The organism is Pseudomonas sp. GW822-FHT02E03, from assembly GCF_058802325.1.
The window spans coordinates 44,737-65,250 of sequence record NZ_JBXAOA010000022.1; the positions used below are offsets into that span (position 1 = coordinate 44,737).

Consider the following 20,514-nt stretch of genomic DNA (forward strand, 5'->3'; position numbering starts at 1 on the left):
AGGACCTGACATGAGCAAGACTCGTATTGCCTTTATCGGAGCCGGCAACATGGCCGCCAGCCTGATCGGCGGCCTGCGCGCCAAAGGTCTGGACGCCGCGCAAATCCGCGCCAGCGATCCGGGTGAAGAAACCCGTGCCCGCGTGAGCGCCGAACACGGCATCGAAGTGTTTGCCGACAACGCCGACGCCATTCAGGGCGTGGACGTGATCGTGCTGGCGGTCAAACCCCAGGCGATGAAAGCCGTGTGCGAAGCCATTCGCCCAAGCCTTGCGCCGAATCAACTGGTGGTCTCGATTGCGGCCGGCATCACCTGCGCCAGCATGAAAAAGTGGCTTGGCGCCCAGCCTATCGTGCGCTGCATGCCTAACACCCCGGCGCTGCTGCGTCAGGGCGTGAGCGGTTTGTTCGCCACCAGCGAAGTGAGCGCCGAACAACGCCAGCAAGCTGAAGAGCTGCTGTCGGCGGTTGGCATTGCCCTGTGGCTGAACGAAGAACAGCAACTGGACGCGGTCACCGCCGTTTCCGGCTCGGGCCCGGCGTATTTCTTCCTGCTGATCGAAGCCATGACCGCCGCGGGCGTGAAGCTCGGCCTGCCTGCGGACATCGCCGCACAACTGACCGTGCAAACCGCTTTGGGTGCTGCACACATGGCGGTCGCAAGCGATGTCGACGCGGCTGAGTTGCGTCGTCGCGTGACGTCGCCTGCGGGCACCACCGAAGCGGCGATCAAGTCGTTCCAGGCCGGTGGTTTCGAAGCCCTGGTGGAAAAAGCACTCGGTGCCGCTGCGCACCGCTCGGCCGAGATGGCCGAACAACTGGGTCGCTAATCAGCTCTTACAAAGGAATCAATGATGCTCGGACTCAATGACGCTGCCATTTTCATCATCAAAACCTTGGGCAGCCTGTACCTGCTGATCGTGCTGATGCGCTTCATCCTGCAATTGGTTCGGGCGAATTTTTACAATCCGCTCTGCCAGTTCATCGTGAAAGCCACTCAACCGCTGCTCAAGCCCTTGCGCCGGGTCATCCCGAGCATGTTCGGGCTGGACATGTCGTCACTGGTACTGGCGCTGATCGTGCAGATGGTGCTGATAGCAGTCATCCTGCTGCTCAAGGGCTTCGAGGTCGATTTGCTGCTTTTGGTGCCTTGGGCACTGATCGCAATCTTCTCGCTGTTCCTGAGTGTTCTGTTCTACGCGATGATCATCAGTGTGATCCTGTCCTGGGTCGCTCCCGGCAGCCACAACCCGGGCGCAGAGCTGGTCGCGCAGATTACTGAACCGGTACTCGCGCCGTTCCGCCGTATCATTCCGAACCTGGGCGGCCTCGACATCTCGCCGATCTTCGCGTTTATCGCGATCCAGTTGCTGCAAAGCTGGCTGATCCCGCGACTTGCGTACTATGCCCTCATGCCGCAGGGGCTGCTCGGCCTGATCTGATGAGCTACTTTCGCTGGGACGGTGATGACCTGATTCTGGAATGTCACCTGCAACCGGCGGCCCGCAGCGATGATTTCTGCGGGCTGCATGGTGATCGCCTGAAGATCCGCTTGACCGCACCGCCGGTCGAGGGCAAGGCCAATGCATACCTGATGGCGTTTCTGGCCAAGGCATTCGGGGTTTCCAAGAGTCAGGTGAGTTTGATCAGCGGAGAGCTGAACCGGCAGAAACGGGTGCGGATTTGTTCGCCGAAGAAACTGCCGGATTTGCCGGATCTGGTGCGACAGTCCGGCTAACCGTGTCATCGTTCATCGCGGGCAAGCCACGCTCCCACAGGGGTACGCATTCCAATGTGGGAGCGTGGCTTGCCCGCGATGGTCACGCCTCGGTCTCACAGGAAAAAATCAGGCCCGGCCTTTGCTTGCCGCTAGCCACAGCGGTCTTTAGACTTACGCCTCATTTCAATGAGAGCAGGGTCGATGCCAGCTGCCTTCCCCCCCGATTCTGTTGGTCTGGTGACGCCGCAAGTGGCGCACTTCAGTGAACCCCTGGCCTTGGCCTGCGGACGTTCGCTGCCCGCATATGACCTGATCTACGAAACCTACGGCACGCTGAACGCTACGGCGAGCAACGCCGTGCTGATCTGCCACGCCTTGTCCGGTCACCATCACGCCGCCGGCTTCCACAGCCCCGACGACCGCAAACCCGGTTGGTGGGACAGCTGCATCGGCCCCGGCAAGCCGATCGACACCAACAAGTTCTTCGTGGTCAGCCTGAATAATCTCGGCGGGTGCAATGGCTCCACCGGCCCCAGCAGTGTCAATCCGGAAACCGGCAAGCCATTCGGCGCCGATTTCCCGGTACTGACCGTGGAAGACTGGGTCCACAGCCAGGCGCGTCTCGCCGACCTGCTCGGCATCCGCCAATGGGCGGCGGTAATCGGCGGCAGCCTCGGCGGCATGCAGGCCTTGCAGTGGACCATCACCTACCCGGACCGCGTGCGGCACTGCCTGGCCATCGCCTCGGCACCGAAGCTGTCGGCGCAGAACATTGCGTTCAACGAAGTCGCACGCCAGGCGATCCTCACCGACCCGGAGTTCCACGGCGGCTCGTTCCAGGAAGCGGGTGTGATCCCCAAGCGCGGCTTGATGCTGGCGCGGATGGTCGGGCACATCACGTACCTGTCCGACGACTCCATGGGCGAGAAATTCGGTCGCGGCCTGAAGAGCGAAAAGCTCAACTACGACTTCCACAGCGTCGAGTTCCAGGTCGAAAGCTACCTGCGCTATCAGGGTGAGGAGTTTTCCGGACGTTTCGACGCCAACACCTACCTGCTGATGACCAAGGCACTGGACTACTTCGACCCGGCGGCGAACTTCGACAATGACCTGGCGAAAACCTTCGCCAATGCCCAGGCCAGGTTCTGCGTGATGTCCTTCACCACCGACTGGCGCTTCTCCCCTGCCCGCTCGCGGGAACTGGTGGACGCGCTGATGGCGGCCAGGAAAGACGTCTGCTACCTGGAGATCGACGCTCCGCAAGGCCACGACGCCTTCCTGATTCCGATCCCGCGTTACTTGCAGGCCTTCAGCAATTACATGAACCGTATAGCGCTTTGAGGAAGACATGAGAGCCGATCTGGAAATCATCCAGGAATGGATCCCCGCCGGCAGCCGCGTGCTCGACCTCGGTTGCGGTGACGGCGAGTTGCTGACCTGGCTGCGCGATAACAAGCAGGTCACCGGCTACGGCCTGGAAAACGACCCGGACAACATTGCCGAGTGCGTGGCCAAGGGCATCAACGTCATCGAGCAGGACCTGGACAAGGGGCTGGGCAACTTCGCCAGCAACAGCTTCGACATCGTGGTCATGACTCAGGCCCTGCAAGCTGTGCACTACCCGGACAGGATCCTCGACGAAATGCTGCGCGTCGGTCGCCAGTGCATTATCACCTTCCCCAACTTCGGTCACTGGCGCTGCCGCTGGTACCTGGCGAGCAAGGGCCGGATGCCGGTTTCGGAGTTTCTGCCATACACCTGGTACAACACGCCGAACATCCACTTCTGCACTTTCGAAGACTTTGAAGCACTGTGTCGCGAACGTGAAGCCAAGGTCATTGATCGGCTTGCCGTGGATCAACAGCATCGGCATGGGTGGGCCAGTAAGCTATGGCCTAATCTGTTAGGTGAGATCGGCATCTACCGCGTCAGCAGCCCCGGTCTGCCGGACCACAAGGTCGCGGTCTGAATCACGACACTTCGAGGAGAACGATCATGGGTCGTCTAGCACTGTTTTTACTTACTGCCTGCCTGAGCGTCACCGCCATGGCCGCCGACGTCATCAAGGGCGAGCGCAAGGAAACCTTTGGCGACGTGACGGTGCATTACAACACCTTCAATTCCACCTTCCTGACGCCGGAGATCGCCAAAGCGGCGGAGCTGACTCGCAGCAAGAATCAGGGCGTGATCAACGTCTCGGTACTCAAGGAAGGTAAACCACAGACGGCTCAGGTCAGCGGTACGGTCAAAGACCTGACCAGCCAAAGCATCCCGTTGAAGTTCAAACAGATCACCGAAACAGGCGCGGTGTACTACATCGCCCAATTCCCGGTGGATCAGCAGGAAATCCGCACCTTTGACATCAAAGTGCAGACCGGCGACAAAACCAACACCATCAGTTTCCAACAAGAGCTTTTCCCTGGCCAATGATGAATTTCACCCAACTCGTACTGGCCAGCCACAACGCCGGCAAACTCAAGGAACTCCAGGCCATGCTCGGCGAATCGGTGCACTTGCGCTCGATCGGCGAGTTCAGCAGTGTCGAGCCTGAAGAAACCGGCCTGTCGTTCGTCGAGAACGCCATTCTCAAGGCCCGTAATGCCTCGCGCATTTCCGGGCTGCCAGCCTTGGCCGACGATTCGGGGCTGGCGGTGGATTTCCTCGGCGGTGCGCCGGGCATTTATTCGGCCCGTTACGCCGACGGTAAAGGCGATGCGGCGAACAACGCCAAACTGCTCGACGTCTTGAAAGACGTGCCCGAAGCCGAGCGCGGCGCGCAATTCGTCTGCGTGCTGGCATTGGTGCGTCATGCCGACGATCCGTTGCCGATCCTCTGCGAAGGCCTGTGGCATGGGCGCATCCTGACCCAGGCCAGCGGCAAACACGGTTTTGGCTACGACCCGCTGTTCTGGGTGCCGGAGCGCGAGTGCTCCAGCGCCGAGCTTAAGCCCAGCGACAAGAACCAGATCAGTCACCGCGCCCGTGCAATGGATCTGCTGCGCCAGCGTCTGGGCCTGAAATGACCCATGACTCGTCCGCGTCGCCGCTGATCTTCGGCGGCGCCGCCCAATCGCCTCGAGCGGCCCTGCCTGTGCTGCCGCCCCTGGCGCTGTACATCCACATCCCGTGGTGTGTACGCAAATGCCCTTATTGCGACTTCAACTCCCACACCGCCAGCCCCGTGCTGCCGGAAGAAGAGTATGTGGATGCCTTGCTGGCCGACCTCGATCAAGACCTGCATGCGGTCTATGGCCGCGAGCTGAGCTCGATCTTCTTCGGTGGCGGTACGCCGAGTCTGTTCAGTGCCGCGGCTCTGGGTCGCCTGCTCAAGGGCGTCGAGCAACGAATTCCGTTTGCCAGCGACATCGAAATCACCCTGGAAGCCAACCCCGGAACCTTCGAGCAGGAAAAGTTCGTCGCTTACCGGGCGCTGGGTATCAATCGCCTGTCGATCGGCATCCAGAGCTTTCAGGAAGAGAAACTCAAGGCCCTGGGGCGGATTCACAACGGTGATGAAGCCGTGCGTGCCGCCGGCATGGCGCGTCAGGCCGGTTTCGACAACTTCAATATGGACCTGATGCATGGTTTGCCCGATCAGTCCCTGGACGATGCCCTGAACGACCTGCGCCAGGCCATTGCCCTGAAGCCGACGCACCTGTCCTGGTATCAGCTGACGCTGGAACCGAACACGGTGTTCTGGAACCAGCCGCCGACGCTGCCGGAAGACGACACCCTGTGGGACATTCAAGAGGCCGGTCAGGCGCTGCTGGCCGAACACGGTTACGCGCAATACGAAGTCTCGGCCTACGCCCTGCCCGGTCGTCCGGCGCGGCATAACCTCAATTACTGGAGTTTCGGCGACTTCATCGGCATCGGTGCCGGGGCTCACGGCAAGCTCAGCCATCCGGACGGGCGCATCGTCCGAACCTGGAAGACCCGCTTGCCGAAGGACTATCTCAACCCGGCCAAAAGCTTCCAGGCCGGCGAGAAAGCTCTGACCAACGAAGAGCTGCCGTTCGAGTTCCTGATGAACGCCTTGCGCCTGACCGAGGGCGTCGAAGCGCGGTTGTACCCAGAGCGCACCGGGCTGCCCCTGGAAAGCCTCGCCGAAGGGCGCCGCGAGGCCGAACAAAGTGGCTTGTTGCAGGTCGAACCGTCACGTCTGGCGGCCACGCTGCGCGGACAACTCTTTCTCAATGACTTGCTGCAAAAATTTCTGACATAAGGAAATCGAATGGATCTGGTACTCGACCTGCTCGCCACCGTGTCCCGCTGGAGCCGTAGCAACCTGTCGGAAATCTCTCTGGCGCTGGTGGGCTGTTTGCTGGTGCTGTTTGGCGCTGACATCAAAGGTTGGGTCGACCAACGCCTGGGCAGCATCGCCGGCGCTTTGCGCGTCCCGCTGATGGCCCTGCTGTGCATGGTCGGCAGCGGCGTGGCGCTGATCTATGCCACGCCATGGATCATCAAAGGCCTGAGCCAGTTCAACAACTACAGCCTGGCACCGGTGCTGTTGGTGGTGCTGGTGTTGATCGGCGTGGTCGCTGATCGCCGCTAAATTCGAATAGCACACAAAACAATGTGGGAGCGGGCTTGCCCGCGATGAGGCCATAACATTCAACATCCTTGTTGACTGTCAAACCGCCATCGCGGGCAAGCCCGCTCCCACAGGTTTTAGGACTGTTTTTCGAACTTCAGATCCCACACGCCATGCCCAAGGCGTTCGCCGCGGCGTTCGAACTTGGTGATCGGGCGTTCGGTCGGGCGCGGGACGCATTTGCCGTCTTCGGCGAGGTTGCGATAGCCCGGCGCGACGTTCATCACTTCCAGCATGTACTCGGCGTACGGTTCCCAGTCGGTGGCCATGTGCAACACACCGCCGACCTTCAACTTGCTGCGCACCAGCTCGGCGAACGACGCCTGAACGATACGACGCTTGTGGTGACGGCTCTTGTGCCACGGGTCCGGGAAAAACAGCATCAGGCGATCGAGGCTGTTGTCGGCGATGCAACGGTTGAGCACTTCGATCGCATCGCAATCGTAGACGCGCAGGTTGGTCAGGCCCTGGGTCAGCACGCCATTGAGCAGCGCGCCGACACCTGGACGGTGAACCTCAACGCCAATGAAATCCTGCTCCGGCGAGGCCGCGGCCATTTCCAGCAGCGAATGGCCCATGCCAAAGCCGATTTCCAGCGAGCGCGGCGCTGAGCGACCAAACACCTGATCGAAATCCACCGGCGCATCGGCCAAAGGCAGTACGAACAGCGGCGTACCTTGGTCCAGACCACGTTGCTGGCCTTCGGTCATGCGCCCGGCGCGCATCACGAAACTCTTGATGCGGCGGTGTTGGCGCTCTTCGCCTTCTTCCGTCTGGATTGGCGTGTCGTTTGATTCAGTCATCAATGGCTCTTACTTGATCAGACCATCCAGCGGCGAGGAGGCGCTGGCATAGAGTTTTTTCGGCATGCGGCCGGCGAGGTAGGCCAAGCGACCTGCAACGATGGCGTGTTTCATGGCTTCAGCCATCATGATCGGCTGCTGGGCATGGGCGATGGCCGAGTTCATCAGCACCGCCTCGCAACCCAGTTCCATGGCGATGGTGGCGTCGGAGGCGGTACCGACACCGGCATCCACCAGCACCGGGATCTTGGCTTCTTCGAGGATGATCTGCAGGTTGTACGGGTTGCAGATCCCCAGGCCTGTACCGATCAGACCGGCCAGCGGCATCACCGCGATAACGCCGATTTCCGCCAGTTGACGGGCAATGATCGGGTCATCACTGGTGTACACCATCACGTCGAAACCTTCCTTGACCAGCACTTCGGCGGCCTTGAGGGTTTCGATCACGTTGGGGAACAGGGTTTTCTGGTCCGCCAGCACTTCCAGCTTCACCAGGTTGTGGCCGCCGAGCAGTTCACGGGCCAGACGGCAGGTGCGCACAGCCTCGGTAGCATCGAAGCAGCCGGCGGTGTTAGGCAGGAAGGTGTAGCGATCCGGCGACAGGACTTCGAGCAGGTTCGGTTCGCCCGGGTTCTGGCCGAGGTTGGTGCGGCGCACGGCGAAGGTGACGATCTCGGCACCCGAGGCTTCGATGGCCAGGCGGGTTTCTTCCATGTCGCGGTACTTGCCAGTACCTACCAGCAAACGCGACTGGTAAGTACGACCGGCCAGGACGAAAGGCTTGTCGCTACGAACGATGCTCATGGGAAATCCTCTGTAGGGGTGAGGTTCTTGCAGAATTCTGTGCCCATCAGGGCCGGGCGACTAGCCGCCGCCGATGGCGTGTACCACCTCGACGGAATCGCCGTCGTTTAGGGTGGTTTCTGCGTGCTGGCTGCGCGGGACGATATCCAGATTGAGCTCGACCGCCACCCGGCGTCCGGTCAGTTCCAGACGGGTCAGCAGGGCCGCAACGGTTTCACCGTCGGGCAGTTCAAGGGATTCGCCGTTCAATTGAATGCGCATACCGAATGCCGCCATCATTTTTAGGGGCTGGCATTCTAGCCCGATCAGTCAGGCCGACCCAAGCCATTCGTCACGAAATGGACCGCGTGGTCAGCTCAACCGCCAGGCGGCAAGCCCCAGGCAAACCCAGCCAACCAGGAACGCCAGGCCACCGAAGGGCGTCACGATCCCGAGCTTGCTGATGCCCGTCATCGTCAGCAGGTACAGGCTGCCGGAAAACAACAGAATGCCGATGGCAAATGATGCGCCGGCCCAGGTGATCAGTCGACCGGGAATCTGCGTGGCGAGCAGCGCTACACCCAGCAACGCCAGGGTATGCACCAGTTGATAGGTGACGCCCGTATGGAAAATCGCCAGGTACTCGGCGCTCAGGCGGCTTTTCAGGCCATGGGCGGCGAATGCGCCCAAGGCAACACCGGTGAAGCCGAAAAAAGCAGCCAGCATCAGGAAGCCACGCAACATGAAGAACTCCGGTCAGACTCGATCAACAGGGTCTGTATAATGGCCGGCTCAACGGGTTCGGCCAAGCCATCTCTATGCTGCAGTTAATTTTCCGTCGTTTCACAAAGGCCCTGCTCTGGTTCGCGGGCGGCAGCGTATTGCTGGTGTTGCTGTTTCGGGTGGTGCCGCCACCGGGAACGGCGTTGATGGTCGAGCGCAAGATCGAATCCTGGTTCGACGGCGAACCCATCGACCTGCAACGCACCTGGAAACCCTGGGATGAAATCTCCGACGACCTGAAAGTCGCGGTGATTGCCGGTGAAGACCAGAAGTTTCCCGAACATTGGGGCTTCGATATCGGCGCGATTCAGGCAGCATTTGCGCATAACGAGCGCGGCGGCTCGCTTCGTGGCGCCAGCACTCTGAGCCAGCAAGTGTCGAAGAACCTGTTTCTGTGGTCTGGCCGCAGCTGGCTGCGCAAAGGCCTGGAGGCCTGGTTTACCGGGCTGATCGAGGTGCTCTGGCCCAAACAGCGGATTCTTGAGGTGTACCTCAACAGCGTCGAGTGGGATGAAGGCGTGTTTGGCGCCGAAGCGGCGGCTCGGCATCACTTTGGTGTAGGCGCTCGCTCGATATCCCGACAGCAGGCAAGTTTACTGGCTGCGGTACTGCCAAACCCGCGGGTGTGGAGCGCCAGTCATCCAACCAACTACGTTGCACGACGGGCCGGGTGGATTCGCCAGCAGATGAGTCAGTTAGGTGGGGATAGCTATCTGCTCGGGCTCAACGATTCGCGCCGGGCACCTTGGGCTCAGTAACCACTCACGATTTTTCGGGCACTACAGAACCCTGTGGGAGCGGGCTTGCCCGCGAAGGCGTAGTGCCAGTCGACATCAATGTTGAATGATCAGCCGTCATCGCGGGCAAGCCCGCTCCCACAGGGATCAAGGCGAGCCTGAAAAATGGGCACAAACAAAAACGCCCCGATCAATGATCGGGGCGTTTTTTATTGCCGGCGCTGCGGTTAGGCGGCGATCGACAACTTGAGCTTGTTCATCGCGCTCTTCTCGAGCTGACGAATACGCTCGGCCGACACGTTGTACTTCTGCGCCAGGTCGTGCAGCGTGGCTTTTTCTTCTGCCAGCCAGCGCTGGTAGAGGATGTCGCGGCTGCGGTCGTCCAGCACTTCAAGCGCTTCGTGCAGGTTGTGGTTGGAGTTGTCGCTCCAGTCAGCGTCTTCCAGTTGACGGGCCGGATCGTACCGGTGGTCTTCCAGGTAGTTGGCCGGCGACTGGAATGCACTGTCGTCGTCCGCTTCCGCGGCAGGGTCGAAAGCCATGTCATGGCCGGTCAGGCGACTTTCCATCTCGCGCACTTCCCGCGGCTCTACGCCGAGGCTTTCCGCCACACGATGGACTTCCTCGTTGTTCAGCCAGGCCAGACGTTTCTTCTGGCTGCGCAGGTTGAAGAACAGCTTGCGCTGGGCCTTGGTGGTCGCGACTTTCACGATCCGCCAGTTGCGCAGGATGAACTCGTGGATTTCCGCCTTGATCCAGTGCACCGCAAAAGACACCAGGCGTACACCCATTTCCGGGTTGAAACGCTTGACCGCTTTCATCAGGCCGACGTTGCCTTCCTGGATCAGGTCAGCCTGGGCCAGGCCGTAGCCGGAATAGCTACGGGCAATGTGTACGACAAAACGCAGGTGGGCGAGCACCATCTGCCGAGCCGCCCCCAAATCCTGCTCATAATAGAGACTCTCGGCCAGTTCACGCTCCTGCTCCGGTGTCAGCAATGGAATGCTGTTCACCGTGTGCACATAGGCCTCCAGGTTCGCACCCGGGACCAGAGCATATGCAGGCTGCAAAGAATTGGTCATACGAAAAAACCTCCGACTTACATAACTCGTGCAGTTCAGCACTGCGAAAATTGACCGGAAACCAAAAGACAAGTTCCCATAAACGCTGAAAGGTCAATACGAGCAAAATGATATTACTTTGGCGCAAGCTCCCGCAGGTGGCGTGCGACTGCAATCCATGCACCGATATACCCCAACAGCACCGCGCCAAGCAAGAGCGATAGACCGTCGGCAACTGGCACTCCGGCCAGCGCAAAATCACTGCCGTACAAACCGGCCAGTCCAACCACCGCGTCGTTCAGCCAGTTCAGGCCGAACGCCAATACACCCCAGGAAAGAATCCCCGCACCAAAGCCATAAAGCGCACCCATATACAGAAAGGGCCTGCGCACATAGCTGTCAGTGCCGCCGACGAGTTTAATCACTTCTATCTCTGTGCGGCGGTTTTCAATATGAAGACGAATGGTATTGCCTATCACCAAAAGTAATGCAGAAACCAGAAGCACGGTCAGACCGAAGACAAATCGGTCGCCCAGCTTGAGGATGGCTGCCAGACGCTCGACCCAGACTAGATCAAGTTGCGCCTGTTGTACCTTCGGCAATTCGGAAAGTTTTTGTCTCAATGCTTCAAGCGCGGGCTTGTCGACCTCGTTCGGGGTCACCAGGACCACGCCCGGCAGCGGGTTTTCCGGGAGCTCCTTGAGCGCTTCGCCTAGCCCGGACTGCTGCTGGAACTCTTCCAGCGCCTGATCGCGCCCCACGTATTCGGCTTCGGCCACGCCCGGCATGCCCTTGATCTGCTCACGCAACGACTCGCCCTGTTCAGGGCTGGCATCGAGTTGCAGGTACAGGGAAATCTGCGCCGCACGCTGCCAGGAACCGCCGAGACGCTCGACGTTACTTAGCAAAAGTGACAGGCCCATCGGCAAACTCAGGGCAACTGCCATCACCATGCAGGTGAAAAAGCTGCCGATCGGGTGTTTGCCCAAGCGGCGCAAGCTGTCCAGCAGACTGGCGCGATGGCTTTCGATCCAGGCGCGGAACAGCGTAGGGAAGTCCGGGCCATCGTCATCGTCGCGCTTTTTCTTCTGCGACTGCGGTTGCGGATCGGCAGCCTTCGGGGCCACGCGCTCGGAAACCTTGGGGCTACGTGTTGCACTCATACGCCAGCCTCCCCGTCGCCGATCAATCGGCCACGCTGCAGGGTGAGCATGCGGTGACGCATGCGGGCAATCAGTGCCAGGTCGTGACTGGCGATCAGCACGCTGGTGCCCAGACGGTTGATGTCTTCGAACACACCCATGATTTCTGCCGCCAGACGCGGGTCGAGGTTACCGGTCGGTTCATCCGCCAGCAGCAAGGCCGGACGGTGAACGATGGCGCGAGCGATGCCGACCCGCTGTTGCTGGCCGGTGGACAGGTCGCCGGGGTAGAGATCGGTTTTGTCCGAGAGCGCCACCCGCTCCAGGGCCGAGTCCACGCGCTTGGCGACTTCGGCCTTCGACAGACCAAGGATCTGCAGCGGCAACGCGACGTTGTTGAACACCGTGCGATCGAACAGCAGCTGGTGATTCTGAAACACCACGCCGATTTGCCGGCGCAGGAATGGAATCTGCGCATTGCTGATGGTGCTCAGGTCTTGCCCTGCCAGCAGCAATTTGCCGGTGGTCGGACGTTCCATCGCCAGCAGCAGGCGCAACAAGGTGCTTTTACCGGCGCCAGAATGGCCGGTAACAAACAAGAATTCGCCCCGACGGACTCGAAAGCTCAGCTCATGCAAGCCGACGTGACCATTCGGGTAGCGTTTACCGACCTGTTCGAAACGAATCATGAACGCTCCCGCTCGGCAAACAATGCCTGGACAAAGGGTTCTGCTTCAAAAGTACGCAAATCGTCGATGCCTTCGCCGACACCGATATAGCGAATCGGCAAGCCAAACTGCTTGGCCAGGGCGAAAATCACCCCGCCCTTGGCGGTGCCATCGAGTTTGGTCAGCGCCAGACCGGTCAATTCGACGGTCTGGTTGAATTGCTTGGCCTGGTTGATGGCGTTCTGGCCGGTACCGGCGTCAAGCACCAGCAGCACCTCATGGGGCGCGTCGGCATCAAGCTTGCCGATCACCCGGCGAACTTTTTTCAGTTCTTCCATCAGGTTGTCTTTGGTGTGCAAACGACCGGCGGTGTCGGCGATCAGCACGTCAATACCACGGGCCTTGGCGGCCTGCACGGCATCGAAGATGACCGAAGCCGAGTCGGCGCCGGTGTGCTGGGCGATTACCGGGATCTTGTTGCGCTCACCCCAGACCTGCAATTGCTCCACTGCGGCGGCACGGAAAGTATCACCGGCGGCGAGCATCACTTTCTTGCCTTCCAGCTGCAGCTTCTTCGCCAGTTTGCCGATGGTGGTGGTCTTGCCGGCGCCGTTGACGCCCACCACCAGAATCACGAATGGCTTGTTCTGTGAGGTGATTTTCAGCGGCTGTTCGACGGGCTTGAGCATCGCTGCCAGCTCGGCTTGCAGGGATTTGTACAACGCGTCGGCATCGGCCAGCTCTTTGCGGGCGACTTTCTGGGTCAGGCGCTGAATGATCACCGACGTCGCTTCGACGCCGACATCGGCGGTCAGCAGACGAGTCTCGATGTCTTCGAGCAACTCGTCATCGATGATTTTCTTGCCGAGGAACAGGCTGGCCATGCCCTCGCCAATGCTGGCGCTGGTCTTGGACAAGCCTTGTTTGAGACGGGCGAAGAAACCGGCTTTGGTCTCCTCGGTACGCACAGGCTCGACCGGTGTTTCGACGGGAGCGATGGGCGTGGTGGCGACAGGAGCGATAACCGGTGCAGGTGCAGGCGCTTGAACAATCGGAGCAACCGGAGCGGGAGCAACAAATGCAGGCGCTACAGGTTCTGGAGCAACCAGCGCAGGCTCGGCCACGAACACAGGTTCAACGATCGGCTCAACCACCGGCGCGCGAACTGGTTCAGGAGCAAACGCAGTCGGGGCCGGAATCGGCGGAGTGATGTGAGCTGCTTGTTCATCTTCGACCAACGCCACCGGCTCTTCCGCCACCGGCAACGTCAGCCACGGCTCGGCGGCTGGCGTCAGCGGCAACGGGGCCACGACTACGGTTTCAGGCGCAGGCTCGGCCGCGGATTGCAGCACCGGCTCGGCGATTGGCAGGGCAACCGGCGCAGGTGTTGGCTCAGGAAGTGGTTGTGGCTGTTCGACAACGGGTTCCTGCGGCTTTTTGCGCAGCCATCCGAACAGGCTTTTCTTCTCGCCAGCCGCAGCTGGGGTCTTCTTGTCGTCGTTGGAACCAAACATGGAGGACGGCTATCTCACGGTAGCGACGCGCCAAAGGGCGCCTCGGCAATAAATAATTCGATGCAGAACAGACTGCGATTCATCCAGCTTGTTCACGCGCAACATTTTGTCGAGGTGCAAACGGCACCTTGCAAAAAACGATTTCACGAAGGACTGAAGCGGCAAAATCGGCGAAAAAGCAGAGTTTAGTCGATAAAACCCAGCCTTCTGCCGTAAACCCATACAACCTGATCAAACGTAAAGGCCTGATAGGCGTGGCCGCCAGTAAAACGGATCAGTATCCTAGCACCCTCTCGCCCGCCGACGCTAAGACCAAGCGGGCAGCCCAACAGGTTTAAAAACGAATGAATGCTCTAGCCCGCCGCGCTGCAGGCCTGCTGTTCAGCACAGTTTGTCTGCCCCTCTCGGCCCTGGCTGCCGATCCACAACCCACCCACGAATTCACCCTCGACAACGGCCTGAAGGTTGTCGTGCGCGAAGACCATCGTGCGCCAGTCGTCGTTTCCCAGGTCTGGTACAAGGTCGGCTCAAGCTATGAGACCCCGGGCCAGACCGGGCTGTCCCATGCGCTGGAACACATGATGTTCAAGGGCAGCGAGAAAGTCGGCCCCGGCGAAGCGTCGCTGATCCTGCGCGACCTCGGTGCCGAAGAGAACGCCTTCACCAGCGACGACTTCACCGCGTATTACCAAGTGCTGGCCCGTGATCGTCTGGGCGTGGCCTTCGAGCTGGAAGCGGACCGCATGGCCAATCTGCGCCTGCCAGCCGACGAATTCACCCGCGAGATCGAGGTGATCAAGGAAGAACGTCGCCTGCGCACCGACGACAAGCCGATGTCCAAGGCCTACGAACGCTTCATGGCCATCGCCTACCCCGCCAGCGGCTATCACACGCCGACCATCGGCTGGATGGCGGACCTCGACCGCATGAAGGTCGAAGAACTGCGCCACTGGTATCAATCCTGGTATGTGCCGAACAACGCCACCCTGGTGGTCGTCGGTGACGTGACCCCGGACGAAGTCAAAACCCTGGCCCAGCGTTACTTCGGCCCGATCGCCAAGCGTGATGTGCCACCCGCGAAAATCCCGCTGGAACTGGCCGAGCCCGGCGAACGGAAGATCACCCTGCATGTGCAGACCCAATTGCCGAGCCTGATGCTGGCCTTCAACGTGCCGAGCATCGCTACCGCCGAAGACAAGCGCTCGGTGAACGCTCTGCGCCTGATTTCCGCACTGCTCGATGGCGGCTACAGCGGCCGGATCCCGACGCAACTGGAACGCGGCGAAGAGCTGGTGTCCGGCGGTTCGTCGAGCTACGACGCCTACACCCGTGGCGACAGTCTGTTCACTTTGTCGGCCACGCCGAACACCCAGAAGAAGAAAACCATGGCCCAGGCGGAAGCCGGCCTGTGGAAACTGCTTGAACAGCTGAAAACCACCGCGCCCTCCACTGAAGAGCTGGAGCGCGTACGAGCGCAGGTCATTGCCGGCCTGGTCTACGAGCGTGACTCGATTACCAGCCAGGCCACCGCCATTGGCCAACTGGAAACTGTAGGGCTGTCCTGGAAACTGATGGACACCGAACTCGCCGAACTGGAAAGCGTGACCCCGCAAGACATCCAGAAGGCCGCCAAGCTGTATTTCACTCGCGCACGTCTCAGCGTCGCCCATGTACTGCCACAGGAGACGACTCATGAGTGAGCGTAAAAAACCGCGCCTGGCCCTGATCGGCCTGATCGTCATTGCATTGCTCGGGTCTGGCGTCTTCTATTTCTCCAAGTCTGACAAAACCAGCGCCAGCGAAGTCCTCGACAAAGCCAAGGCCAGCCAGAAACTGCAATCGTTGGCAGAACTCGACGGCAAGGCCCCAAGCCATCGCTCGCTGAACGTGCAAACCTGGAACACCGCCGAAGGTGCCAAGGTAATGTTCGTCGAAGCCCGTGAGCTGCCGATGTTCGACATGCGCCTGATCTTCGCTGCCGGTAGCAGCCAGGACGGCGATGCTCCCGGCCTGGCGCTGCTGACCAATGCCATGCTCAATGAAGGTGTGGCCGGCAAGGATGTCAGCGCTATCGCCCAGGGCTTCGAAGGCCTGGGGGCCGATTTCGGTAACGGCGCCTATAAAGACATGGCGATTGCCTCGCTGCGCAGCCTCAGTGCCGCGGATAAACGCGAGCCTGCCTTGAAGCTGTTTGCTGAAGTGGTCGGCAAACCGACCCTCCCCGCCGATTCCTTTACACGCATCAAGAACCAGATGCTGGCCGGGTTCGAATACCAGAAACAGAACCCCGGAAAACTCGCCAGCCTGGAGCTGATGAACCGCTTGTATGGCGATCACCCGTACGCGCACTCCAGCGATGGCACGGTGAAAAGCATTCCACCGATTACCCTGGCGCAGTTGCGGGCCTTCCATCAGAAAGCCTACGCTGCTGGCAACGTGGTGATTGCACTGGTGGGCGACTTGTCGCGCGCCGAGGCCGAGGCGGTTGCCGCACAAGTGTCCGCCGATCTGCCCAAAGGGCCGGCCCTGGCGAAAATCGAACAACCGACCGACCCCAAGTCCAGCATCGGCCACATCGAGTTTCCGTCCAAGCAAACCAACCTGATGATCGCGCAACTGGGCATCGATCGTGACGATCCGGATTACGCAGCGCTGTCGCTGGGCAATCAGATCCTTGGCGGCGGTGGCTTCGGCACCCGGTTGATGAGCGAAGTGCGCGAGAAGCGCGGCCTGGCCTATGGCGTGTATTCGGGTTTCAGTCCGATGCAGGCTCGCGGGCCGTTCATGATCAACCTGCAAACCCGCGCCGAGATGAGCGAAGGCACGCTGAAACTGGTGCAGGACGTGCTCGCCGACTACCTTAAAACCGGCCCCACCGAGAAAGAACTCGACGACGCCAAGCGAGAACTGGCCGGCAGCTTCCCGCTGTCCACCGCCAGCAACGCCGATATCGTCGGGCAGCTCGGCGCCATGGGTTTTTACAACTTGCCGCTGAGCTACCTGGAAGACTTCATGCAGCAGTCCCAGAGCCTGACCGTCGAGCAAGTCAAAACCGCATTGAACAAACACCTGAGCACGGACAAACTGGTCATCGTCAGCGCTGGCCCGACCGTGCCGCAAAAGCCGTTACCGGCCCCTACTGACAAACCTGCCGAGCAACCGCTCGGGGTTCCGGAGCATTAATGGCCCGTCCATCGCGTCCAAAGAAACCTGTTCACAACGTGCATAACGGTGTGAATCAACTGCGCATCATCGGCGGTGAATGGGGCAGCCGAAAGCTGAGCTTCCCCGATGCGCCAGGCTTGCGTCCAACGCCGGACCGAGTCCGTGAAACCCTGTTCAACTGGCTCGCGCCCTATGTCGCCGGGGCCAAGGTACTCGACCCCTTTGCCGGTAGTGGCGCATTGTTTCTCGAGGCTTTGTCCCGTGGCGCAGCAATGGGCCAGGCACTGGATGCCAGCAACATTGCCGTGGCGAGCATCAAGGAACATCTGGGCACCCTGCGCTGCACGACCGGTCAGGTACAGACTGCCGACGCCTTGCGCTATCTGGAAACCCAACCGGCCACGGCATTCGATCTGGTGTTTCTCGACCCGCCGTTCAATCAGAATCTATTGCCGGCCGTTTGCACTTTGCTCGAAGAGCGTCATTGGCTGAGTGACGATGCGTGGGTCTACACTGAAAGCGAAACGGCACCGTCGATATTGGGTTTGCCAGAAAATTGGCGCCTGCATCGGGAGCAAAAATCCGGACGAGTGTATTACGCGTTGTGGCAACGTATGGCAGGGATCGCCGGTTAGTCCGGCCTGTAAAAACGGTGCGAAGCTCAGTCAGTTAACGCTGCGGGTAAGCACCGCTGCATCGAGAGCAATCGTGTCCCATCTGCCAGAACGTTTCACCCCCGCCTACGGCCTGGGCAATCCGCACTTACAAACCTTGTGGGGACCGCTATGGCGCAAAACCACACACCTGGACCGCGAGCGCGAACGTTTATGGCTCGAAGACGGCGACTTCCTTGACCTGGACTGGCATGGCCCCCACAGCGCGAATGTGCCACTGGTGCTGGTGCTGCACGGCCTGACCGGCTCATCGAATTCACCTTACGTGGCCGGTGTGCAGAAGGCGCTGGGCGCCCAGGGTTGGGCCAGCGTCGCGCTGAACTGGCGAGGCTGTTCCGGCGAACCCAATCTGTTGCCGCGCAGTTACCATTCCGGGGCCAGTGAAGACCTGGCCGAAACCATCAAGCACCTGCGAACCCAGCGCCCTCTCGCACCGCTGTATGCGGTCGGTTATTCCATGGGCGGCAATGTGTTGCTCAAGCACCTGGGCGAAACCGGCAGCAACAGCGGCGTACTTGGCGCGGTGGCGGTGTCGGTGCCGTTTCGGCTCGATCAGTGCGCCGATCGTATCAGCCAGGGTTTTTCCAAGTTCTATCAAGCGCATTTCATGCGGGAGATGGTCGCCTACATCAAGAACAAGCAGCGCAGGTTCCAGCATGAAGGGCATCAGGATGGCTTGGCGGCATTGGCGGCGCTGGGCTCGCTGGAGAACATGCGCACCTTCTGGGATTTCGATGGCCGGGTCACCGCGCCGCTGAATGGTTTCGCCGATGCCGCGGATTATTATCGCCGCGCTTCGAGTCGTTATTTCCTTGGGGAGATTCGCACACCGACCCTGATTATCCAGGCGGCCGATGACCCGTTTGTCTTTCCTCATAGCCTGCCGCATGCCGACGAATTGTCCGCCAGCACTCAATTCGAATTGCAGGCCAAGGGTGGGCATGTCGGCTTCGTCGAGGGCTCGTTCCGGCAACCGGGTTACTACCTGGAAAGGCGCATTCCCCAATGGCTCGCCACCACAGGGCGCAAGTAGAGCATGGGTTCGGATCAGGGCGAGTCGATTCACTTCTGGCAAACGGCGCCGTTGGCCGGAGTCGAGCTGTTATCCGCACGCTACATCGAACACCGCTTCGCTCCCCATGTGCATGATGGCTATGTGATCGGCATGATCATGGCCGGCGCCCAGCGTTATCGCTATCGAGGTGCCGAGCATCTGGCGGGTAGCGGCACGCTGGTGCTGATCAATCCGGATGAGCTGCACACCGGCCACAAAGGTACGGAAGACGGTTGGTTGTACCGGGCGTTTTATCCCGACAGCGGGCAGATTCTTTCACTGCTGGACGAGCTCGAACTGCCGACCGATACCTTGCCGGCGTTTGGCGCCACGTTGTATCGCGATCCGGATCTGGTGAAGGGATTCTGCCAACTGCATTGTTTGCTGGAGAGTCCGTCCACGGCGCTGCAGCAGCAAACGGCCTGGCGGGAAATGATGCTGTCGCTGTTGCAACGTCACGCAGCCGTCCCGACCGCCAGCAAACCTGGCAAGGAACACCGGGCGGTGACCCTGGCCAAGGAACTGCTGCAATCACGCTTGGCGGCGCCGCCCTCGCTGGAAGAACTGGCGGCGGCGGTGAACCTGTCGCCCTTCCACTTCGCCCGAGTGTTTCGCAGAGCCACCGGCATGCCGCCACACACCTGGTTGATGCAGCAGCGCATCGCTCGGGCACGGGCGTTGTTACAACGCGGCTGCCTGCCGCTGGAAGTCGCGACGCAACTGGGTTTTGCCGACCAGAGCCATCTGAGTCGGCAATTCAAACAGGTTTACGGCGTGGGACCGGGGGCGTATCGCAGCGCGCGGCAGCTGCCTGGTTATGATGGATGACGAAAATCCAAATGTGGGAGCGGGCTTGCTCGCGAAGGCAGTGGGTCAGTCAACATTAATGTCGTCTGTTACACCGCCTTCGCGAGCAAGCCCGCTCCCACAATGGATTGGGGATTATTCGCCCTTGGCGACACCTCGCGCAGGATCGTTGATCCACTCGCTCCACGACCCGGCATACAACGCTCCCAACGGATAACCCGCCAGGCACAGGGCGAACAGGTTGTGGCAGGCGGTCACGCCGGAACCGCAATACGCGACCAGCTCTGTCGGTGAACGATCACCGAGCTTCGCGGCAAACCGCTGCTTGAGCTGTTCGGCCGGCAGGAACCGCCCGTCGCTGCCCAGGTTATCGGTGAACGCGGCACATTGTGCGCCGGGGATGTGCCCGGCAATCGGATCGATCGGCTCTACTTCGCCCTTGAAGCGCGGCAAGCCGCGGGCGTCGAGCAAGGTCAACGCGGGCTGGCCGAGACGTTGCTGGAGCTGTTGGGCGCTGAGCACCAACGAAGCATCCGGCTCCCCGGTGAAGGTCCCGCGGGTGATCGATGGCGGATCAAGACTCAGGGGCAATCCGGCGGCGTGCCAGGCTTTCAGCCCGCCATCGAGAATGAACACACCGTCGCGTTTACCCAGCCACGCCAGCAACCACCACGCCCGCGCCGCGTAGGCGCCGGGACCGTCATCGTACAAAACCACTTCGCTGTCGGCGTTGATGCCCCAGGCTTGAAAACGTTCGATCAAGTCGGCGGGTTCAGGCAATGGATGACGCCCGGTAACCCCCTTGACCACTGCCCCGCTCAAATCACGCTCAAGATCGGCAAAGCTCGATCCGGCAATATGCCCTTCGGCGTAACTGCGCTGCCCGTAATCAGGGTCTTCGAGGGCAAAACGACAATCCAGAATCACCAGCCCCGGCGTCTCCTTTTTCAGGTCCAACGCTTGCGGGCTGATCAGTTGCGCAATGGGCATAACGGGCTCCTGTGATT

General features: G+C 60.5%; 24 protein-coding genes. 15 read left to right on the plus strand and 9 right to left on the minus strand.

Annotated features, from left to right (window positions below; genetic code table 11):
• Positions 1-10: 10 nt before the first annotated feature.
• The 9 genes from proC (at position 11) to AC1RQB_RS17610 (ending at position 6,277) form a co-directional block, all read left to right on the plus strand.
• Positions 11-829 carry a pyrroline-5-carboxylate reductase gene (proC, locus tag AC1RQB_RS17570; protein ID WP_063342257.1) on the plus strand — a complete coding sequence of 273 codons (819 nt, stop codon included), beginning with the start codon at positions 11-13 and terminating at the stop codon, positions 827-829.
• A 24-nt stretch (positions 830-853) separates the two neighbouring features.
• Positions 854-1,441: a YggT family protein gene (locus tag AC1RQB_RS17575; RefSeq protein ID WP_008068116.1), complete on the plus strand. Its 588-nt coding sequence runs from the start codon at positions 854-856 to the stop codon at positions 1,439-1,441.
• Positions 1,441-1,737: a DUF167 domain-containing protein gene (locus AC1RQB_RS17580; protein ID WP_063342256.1), complete on the plus strand. Its 297-nt coding sequence runs from the start codon at positions 1,441-1,443 to the stop codon at positions 1,735-1,737. The genes AC1RQB_RS17575 and AC1RQB_RS17580 overlap by 1 nt, the downstream gene beginning before the upstream one ends.
• Positions 1,738-1,920: 183 nt before the next feature.
• Positions 1,921-3,060, plus strand: coding sequence for a homoserine O-succinyltransferase MetX (gene metX, locus AC1RQB_RS17585; RefSeq protein WP_063342255.1), 1,140 nt, complete (start codon positions 1,921-1,923; stop codon positions 3,058-3,060).
• Positions 3,061-3,067: 7 nt separating this feature from the next.
• The gene (gene metW / locus AC1RQB_RS17590; RefSeq protein WP_008068110.1) at positions 3,068-3,688 is read left to right on the plus strand and encodes a methionine biosynthesis protein MetW; all 621 of its coding nucleotides are present in this window, start codon (positions 3,068-3,070) and stop codon (positions 3,686-3,688) included.
• Between the two features lie 26 nt (positions 3,689-3,714).
• Positions 3,715-4,149: a DUF4426 domain-containing protein gene (locus AC1RQB_RS17595; RefSeq protein WP_063342254.1), complete on the plus strand. Its 435-nt coding sequence runs from the start codon at positions 3,715-3,717 to the stop codon at positions 4,147-4,149.
• The gene (rdgB, locus tag AC1RQB_RS17600; RefSeq protein WP_063342253.1) at positions 4,146-4,742 is read left to right on the plus strand and encodes an RdgB/HAM1 family non-canonical purine NTP pyrophosphatase; all 597 of its coding nucleotides are present in this window, start codon (positions 4,146-4,148) and stop codon (positions 4,740-4,742) included. Before AC1RQB_RS17595 ends, rdgB begins: the two co-directional genes overlap by 4 nt.
• A complete protein-coding gene (gene hemW / locus AC1RQB_RS17605; protein ID WP_063342252.1) occupies positions 4,739-5,944 on the plus strand; it encodes a radical SAM family heme chaperone HemW in 1,206 nt (401 codons plus the stop codon). The genes rdgB and hemW overlap by 4 nt, the downstream gene beginning before the upstream one ends.
• Before the next feature lie 9 nt (positions 5,945-5,953).
• On the plus strand, positions 5,954-6,277 hold the full coding sequence (locus tag AC1RQB_RS17610; RefSeq protein WP_007897907.1) for a DUF3392 domain-containing protein: 324 nt from the start codon (positions 5,954-5,956) through the stop codon (positions 6,275-6,277).
• 116 nt (positions 6,278-6,393) lie between these two features.
• Here AC1RQB_RS17610 and trmB read toward each other — a convergent pair whose 3' ends face one another.
• The 4 genes from trmB to AC1RQB_RS17630 form a co-directional block, all read right to left on the minus strand.
• Positions 6,394-7,119, minus strand: coding sequence for a tRNA (guanosine(46)-N7)-methyltransferase TrmB (gene trmB, locus AC1RQB_RS17615; RefSeq protein WP_052964985.1), 726 nt, complete (start codon positions 7,117-7,119; stop codon positions 6,394-6,396).
• Positions 7,120-7,128: 9 nt separating this feature from the next.
• Positions 7,129-7,923 carry a thiazole synthase gene (locus AC1RQB_RS17620; protein WP_008068101.1) on the minus strand — a complete coding sequence of 265 codons (795 nt, stop codon included), beginning with the start codon at positions 7,921-7,923 and terminating at the stop codon, positions 7,129-7,131.
• Between the two features lie 60 nt (positions 7,924-7,983).
• On the minus strand, positions 7,984-8,184 hold the full coding sequence (gene thiS, locus AC1RQB_RS17625; RefSeq protein ID WP_007897898.1) for a sulfur carrier protein ThiS: 201 nt from the start codon (positions 8,182-8,184) through the stop codon (positions 7,984-7,986).
• A gap of 90 nt (positions 8,185-8,274) precedes the next feature.
• Complete coding sequence (locus AC1RQB_RS17630; protein WP_007897895.1) at positions 8,275-8,646, minus strand: DUF423 domain-containing protein; 372 nt, start codon at positions 8,644-8,646, stop codon at positions 8,275-8,277.
• Between the two features lie 74 nt (positions 8,647-8,720).
• Between AC1RQB_RS17630 and mtgA the strand changes: the two genes are divergently transcribed.
• The gene (gene mtgA / locus AC1RQB_RS17635; protein ID WP_063342251.1) at positions 8,721-9,443 is read left to right on the plus strand and encodes a monofunctional biosynthetic peptidoglycan transglycosylase; all 723 of its coding nucleotides are present in this window, start codon (positions 8,721-8,723) and stop codon (positions 9,441-9,443) included.
• A 206-nt stretch (positions 9,444-9,649) separates the two neighbouring features.
• On the opposite strand, the gene rpoH is transcribed toward mtgA, so the two are convergent.
• From rpoH to ftsY, 4 genes are all read right to left on the minus strand, one after another.
• Positions 9,650-10,504, minus strand: coding sequence for an RNA polymerase sigma factor RpoH (gene rpoH, locus AC1RQB_RS17640; protein ID WP_007897890.1), 855 nt, complete (start codon positions 10,502-10,504; stop codon positions 9,650-9,652).
• Positions 10,505-10,617: 113 nt separating this feature from the next.
• Entirely contained in the window at positions 10,618-11,646 is a 1,029-nt protein-coding gene (ftsX, locus tag AC1RQB_RS17645; RefSeq protein WP_008068094.1) for a permease-like cell division protein FtsX, read from the minus strand.
• Entirely contained in the window at positions 11,643-12,314 is a 672-nt protein-coding gene (gene ftsE, locus AC1RQB_RS17650) for a cell division ATP-binding protein FtsE (protein WP_007897888.1), read from the minus strand. The genes ftsX and ftsE overlap by 4 nt, the downstream gene beginning before the upstream one ends.
• Positions 12,311-13,807, minus strand: a complete 1,497-nt coding sequence (gene ftsY, locus AC1RQB_RS17655; protein ID WP_063342250.1) for a signal recognition particle-docking protein FtsY — start codon at positions 13,805-13,807, stop codon at positions 12,311-12,313. The genes ftsE and ftsY overlap by 4 nt, the downstream gene beginning before the upstream one ends.
• Before the next feature lie 344 nt (positions 13,808-14,151).
• Between ftsY and AC1RQB_RS17660 the strand changes: the two genes are divergently transcribed.
• The 5 genes from AC1RQB_RS17660 to AC1RQB_RS17680 all read left to right on the plus strand — a co-directional run bounded on the left by AC1RQB_RS17660 (position 14,152) and on the right by AC1RQB_RS17680 (position 19,528).
• On the plus strand, positions 14,152-15,507 hold the full coding sequence (locus AC1RQB_RS17660; RefSeq protein ID WP_008068089.1) for a M16 family metallopeptidase: 1,356 nt from the start codon (positions 14,152-14,154) through the stop codon (positions 15,505-15,507).
• Entirely contained in the window at positions 15,500-16,990 is a 1,491-nt protein-coding gene (locus AC1RQB_RS17665) for a M16 family metallopeptidase (protein WP_063342249.1), read from the plus strand. Before AC1RQB_RS17660 ends, AC1RQB_RS17665 begins: the two co-directional genes overlap by 8 nt.
• Positions 16,990-17,607 (plus strand): 16S rRNA (guanine(966)-N(2))-methyltransferase RsmD, encoded by a 618-nt coding sequence (rsmD, locus tag AC1RQB_RS17670; protein ID WP_063342248.1) that lies wholly within the window; start codon positions 16,990-16,992, stop codon positions 17,605-17,607. Before AC1RQB_RS17665 ends, rsmD begins: the two co-directional genes overlap by 1 nt.
• A 73-nt stretch (positions 17,608-17,680) precedes the next feature.
• Positions 17,681-18,679: a hydrolase gene (locus AC1RQB_RS17675; protein WP_008068083.1), complete on the plus strand. Its 999-nt coding sequence runs from the start codon at positions 17,681-17,683 to the stop codon at positions 18,677-18,679.
• A gap of 3 nt (positions 18,680-18,682) precedes the next feature.
• Complete coding sequence (locus tag AC1RQB_RS17680) at positions 18,683-19,528, plus strand: AraC family transcriptional regulator (RefSeq protein ID WP_063342247.1); 846 nt, start codon at positions 18,683-18,685, stop codon at positions 19,526-19,528.
• A gap of 114 nt (positions 19,529-19,642) precedes the next feature.
• On the opposite strand, the gene AC1RQB_RS17685 is transcribed toward AC1RQB_RS17680, so the two are convergent.
• Positions 19,643-20,497: a sulfurtransferase gene (locus AC1RQB_RS17685; RefSeq protein WP_063342246.1), complete on the minus strand. Its 855-nt coding sequence runs from the start codon at positions 20,495-20,497 to the stop codon at positions 19,643-19,645.
• Positions 20,498-20,514 lie beyond the last annotated feature (17 nt).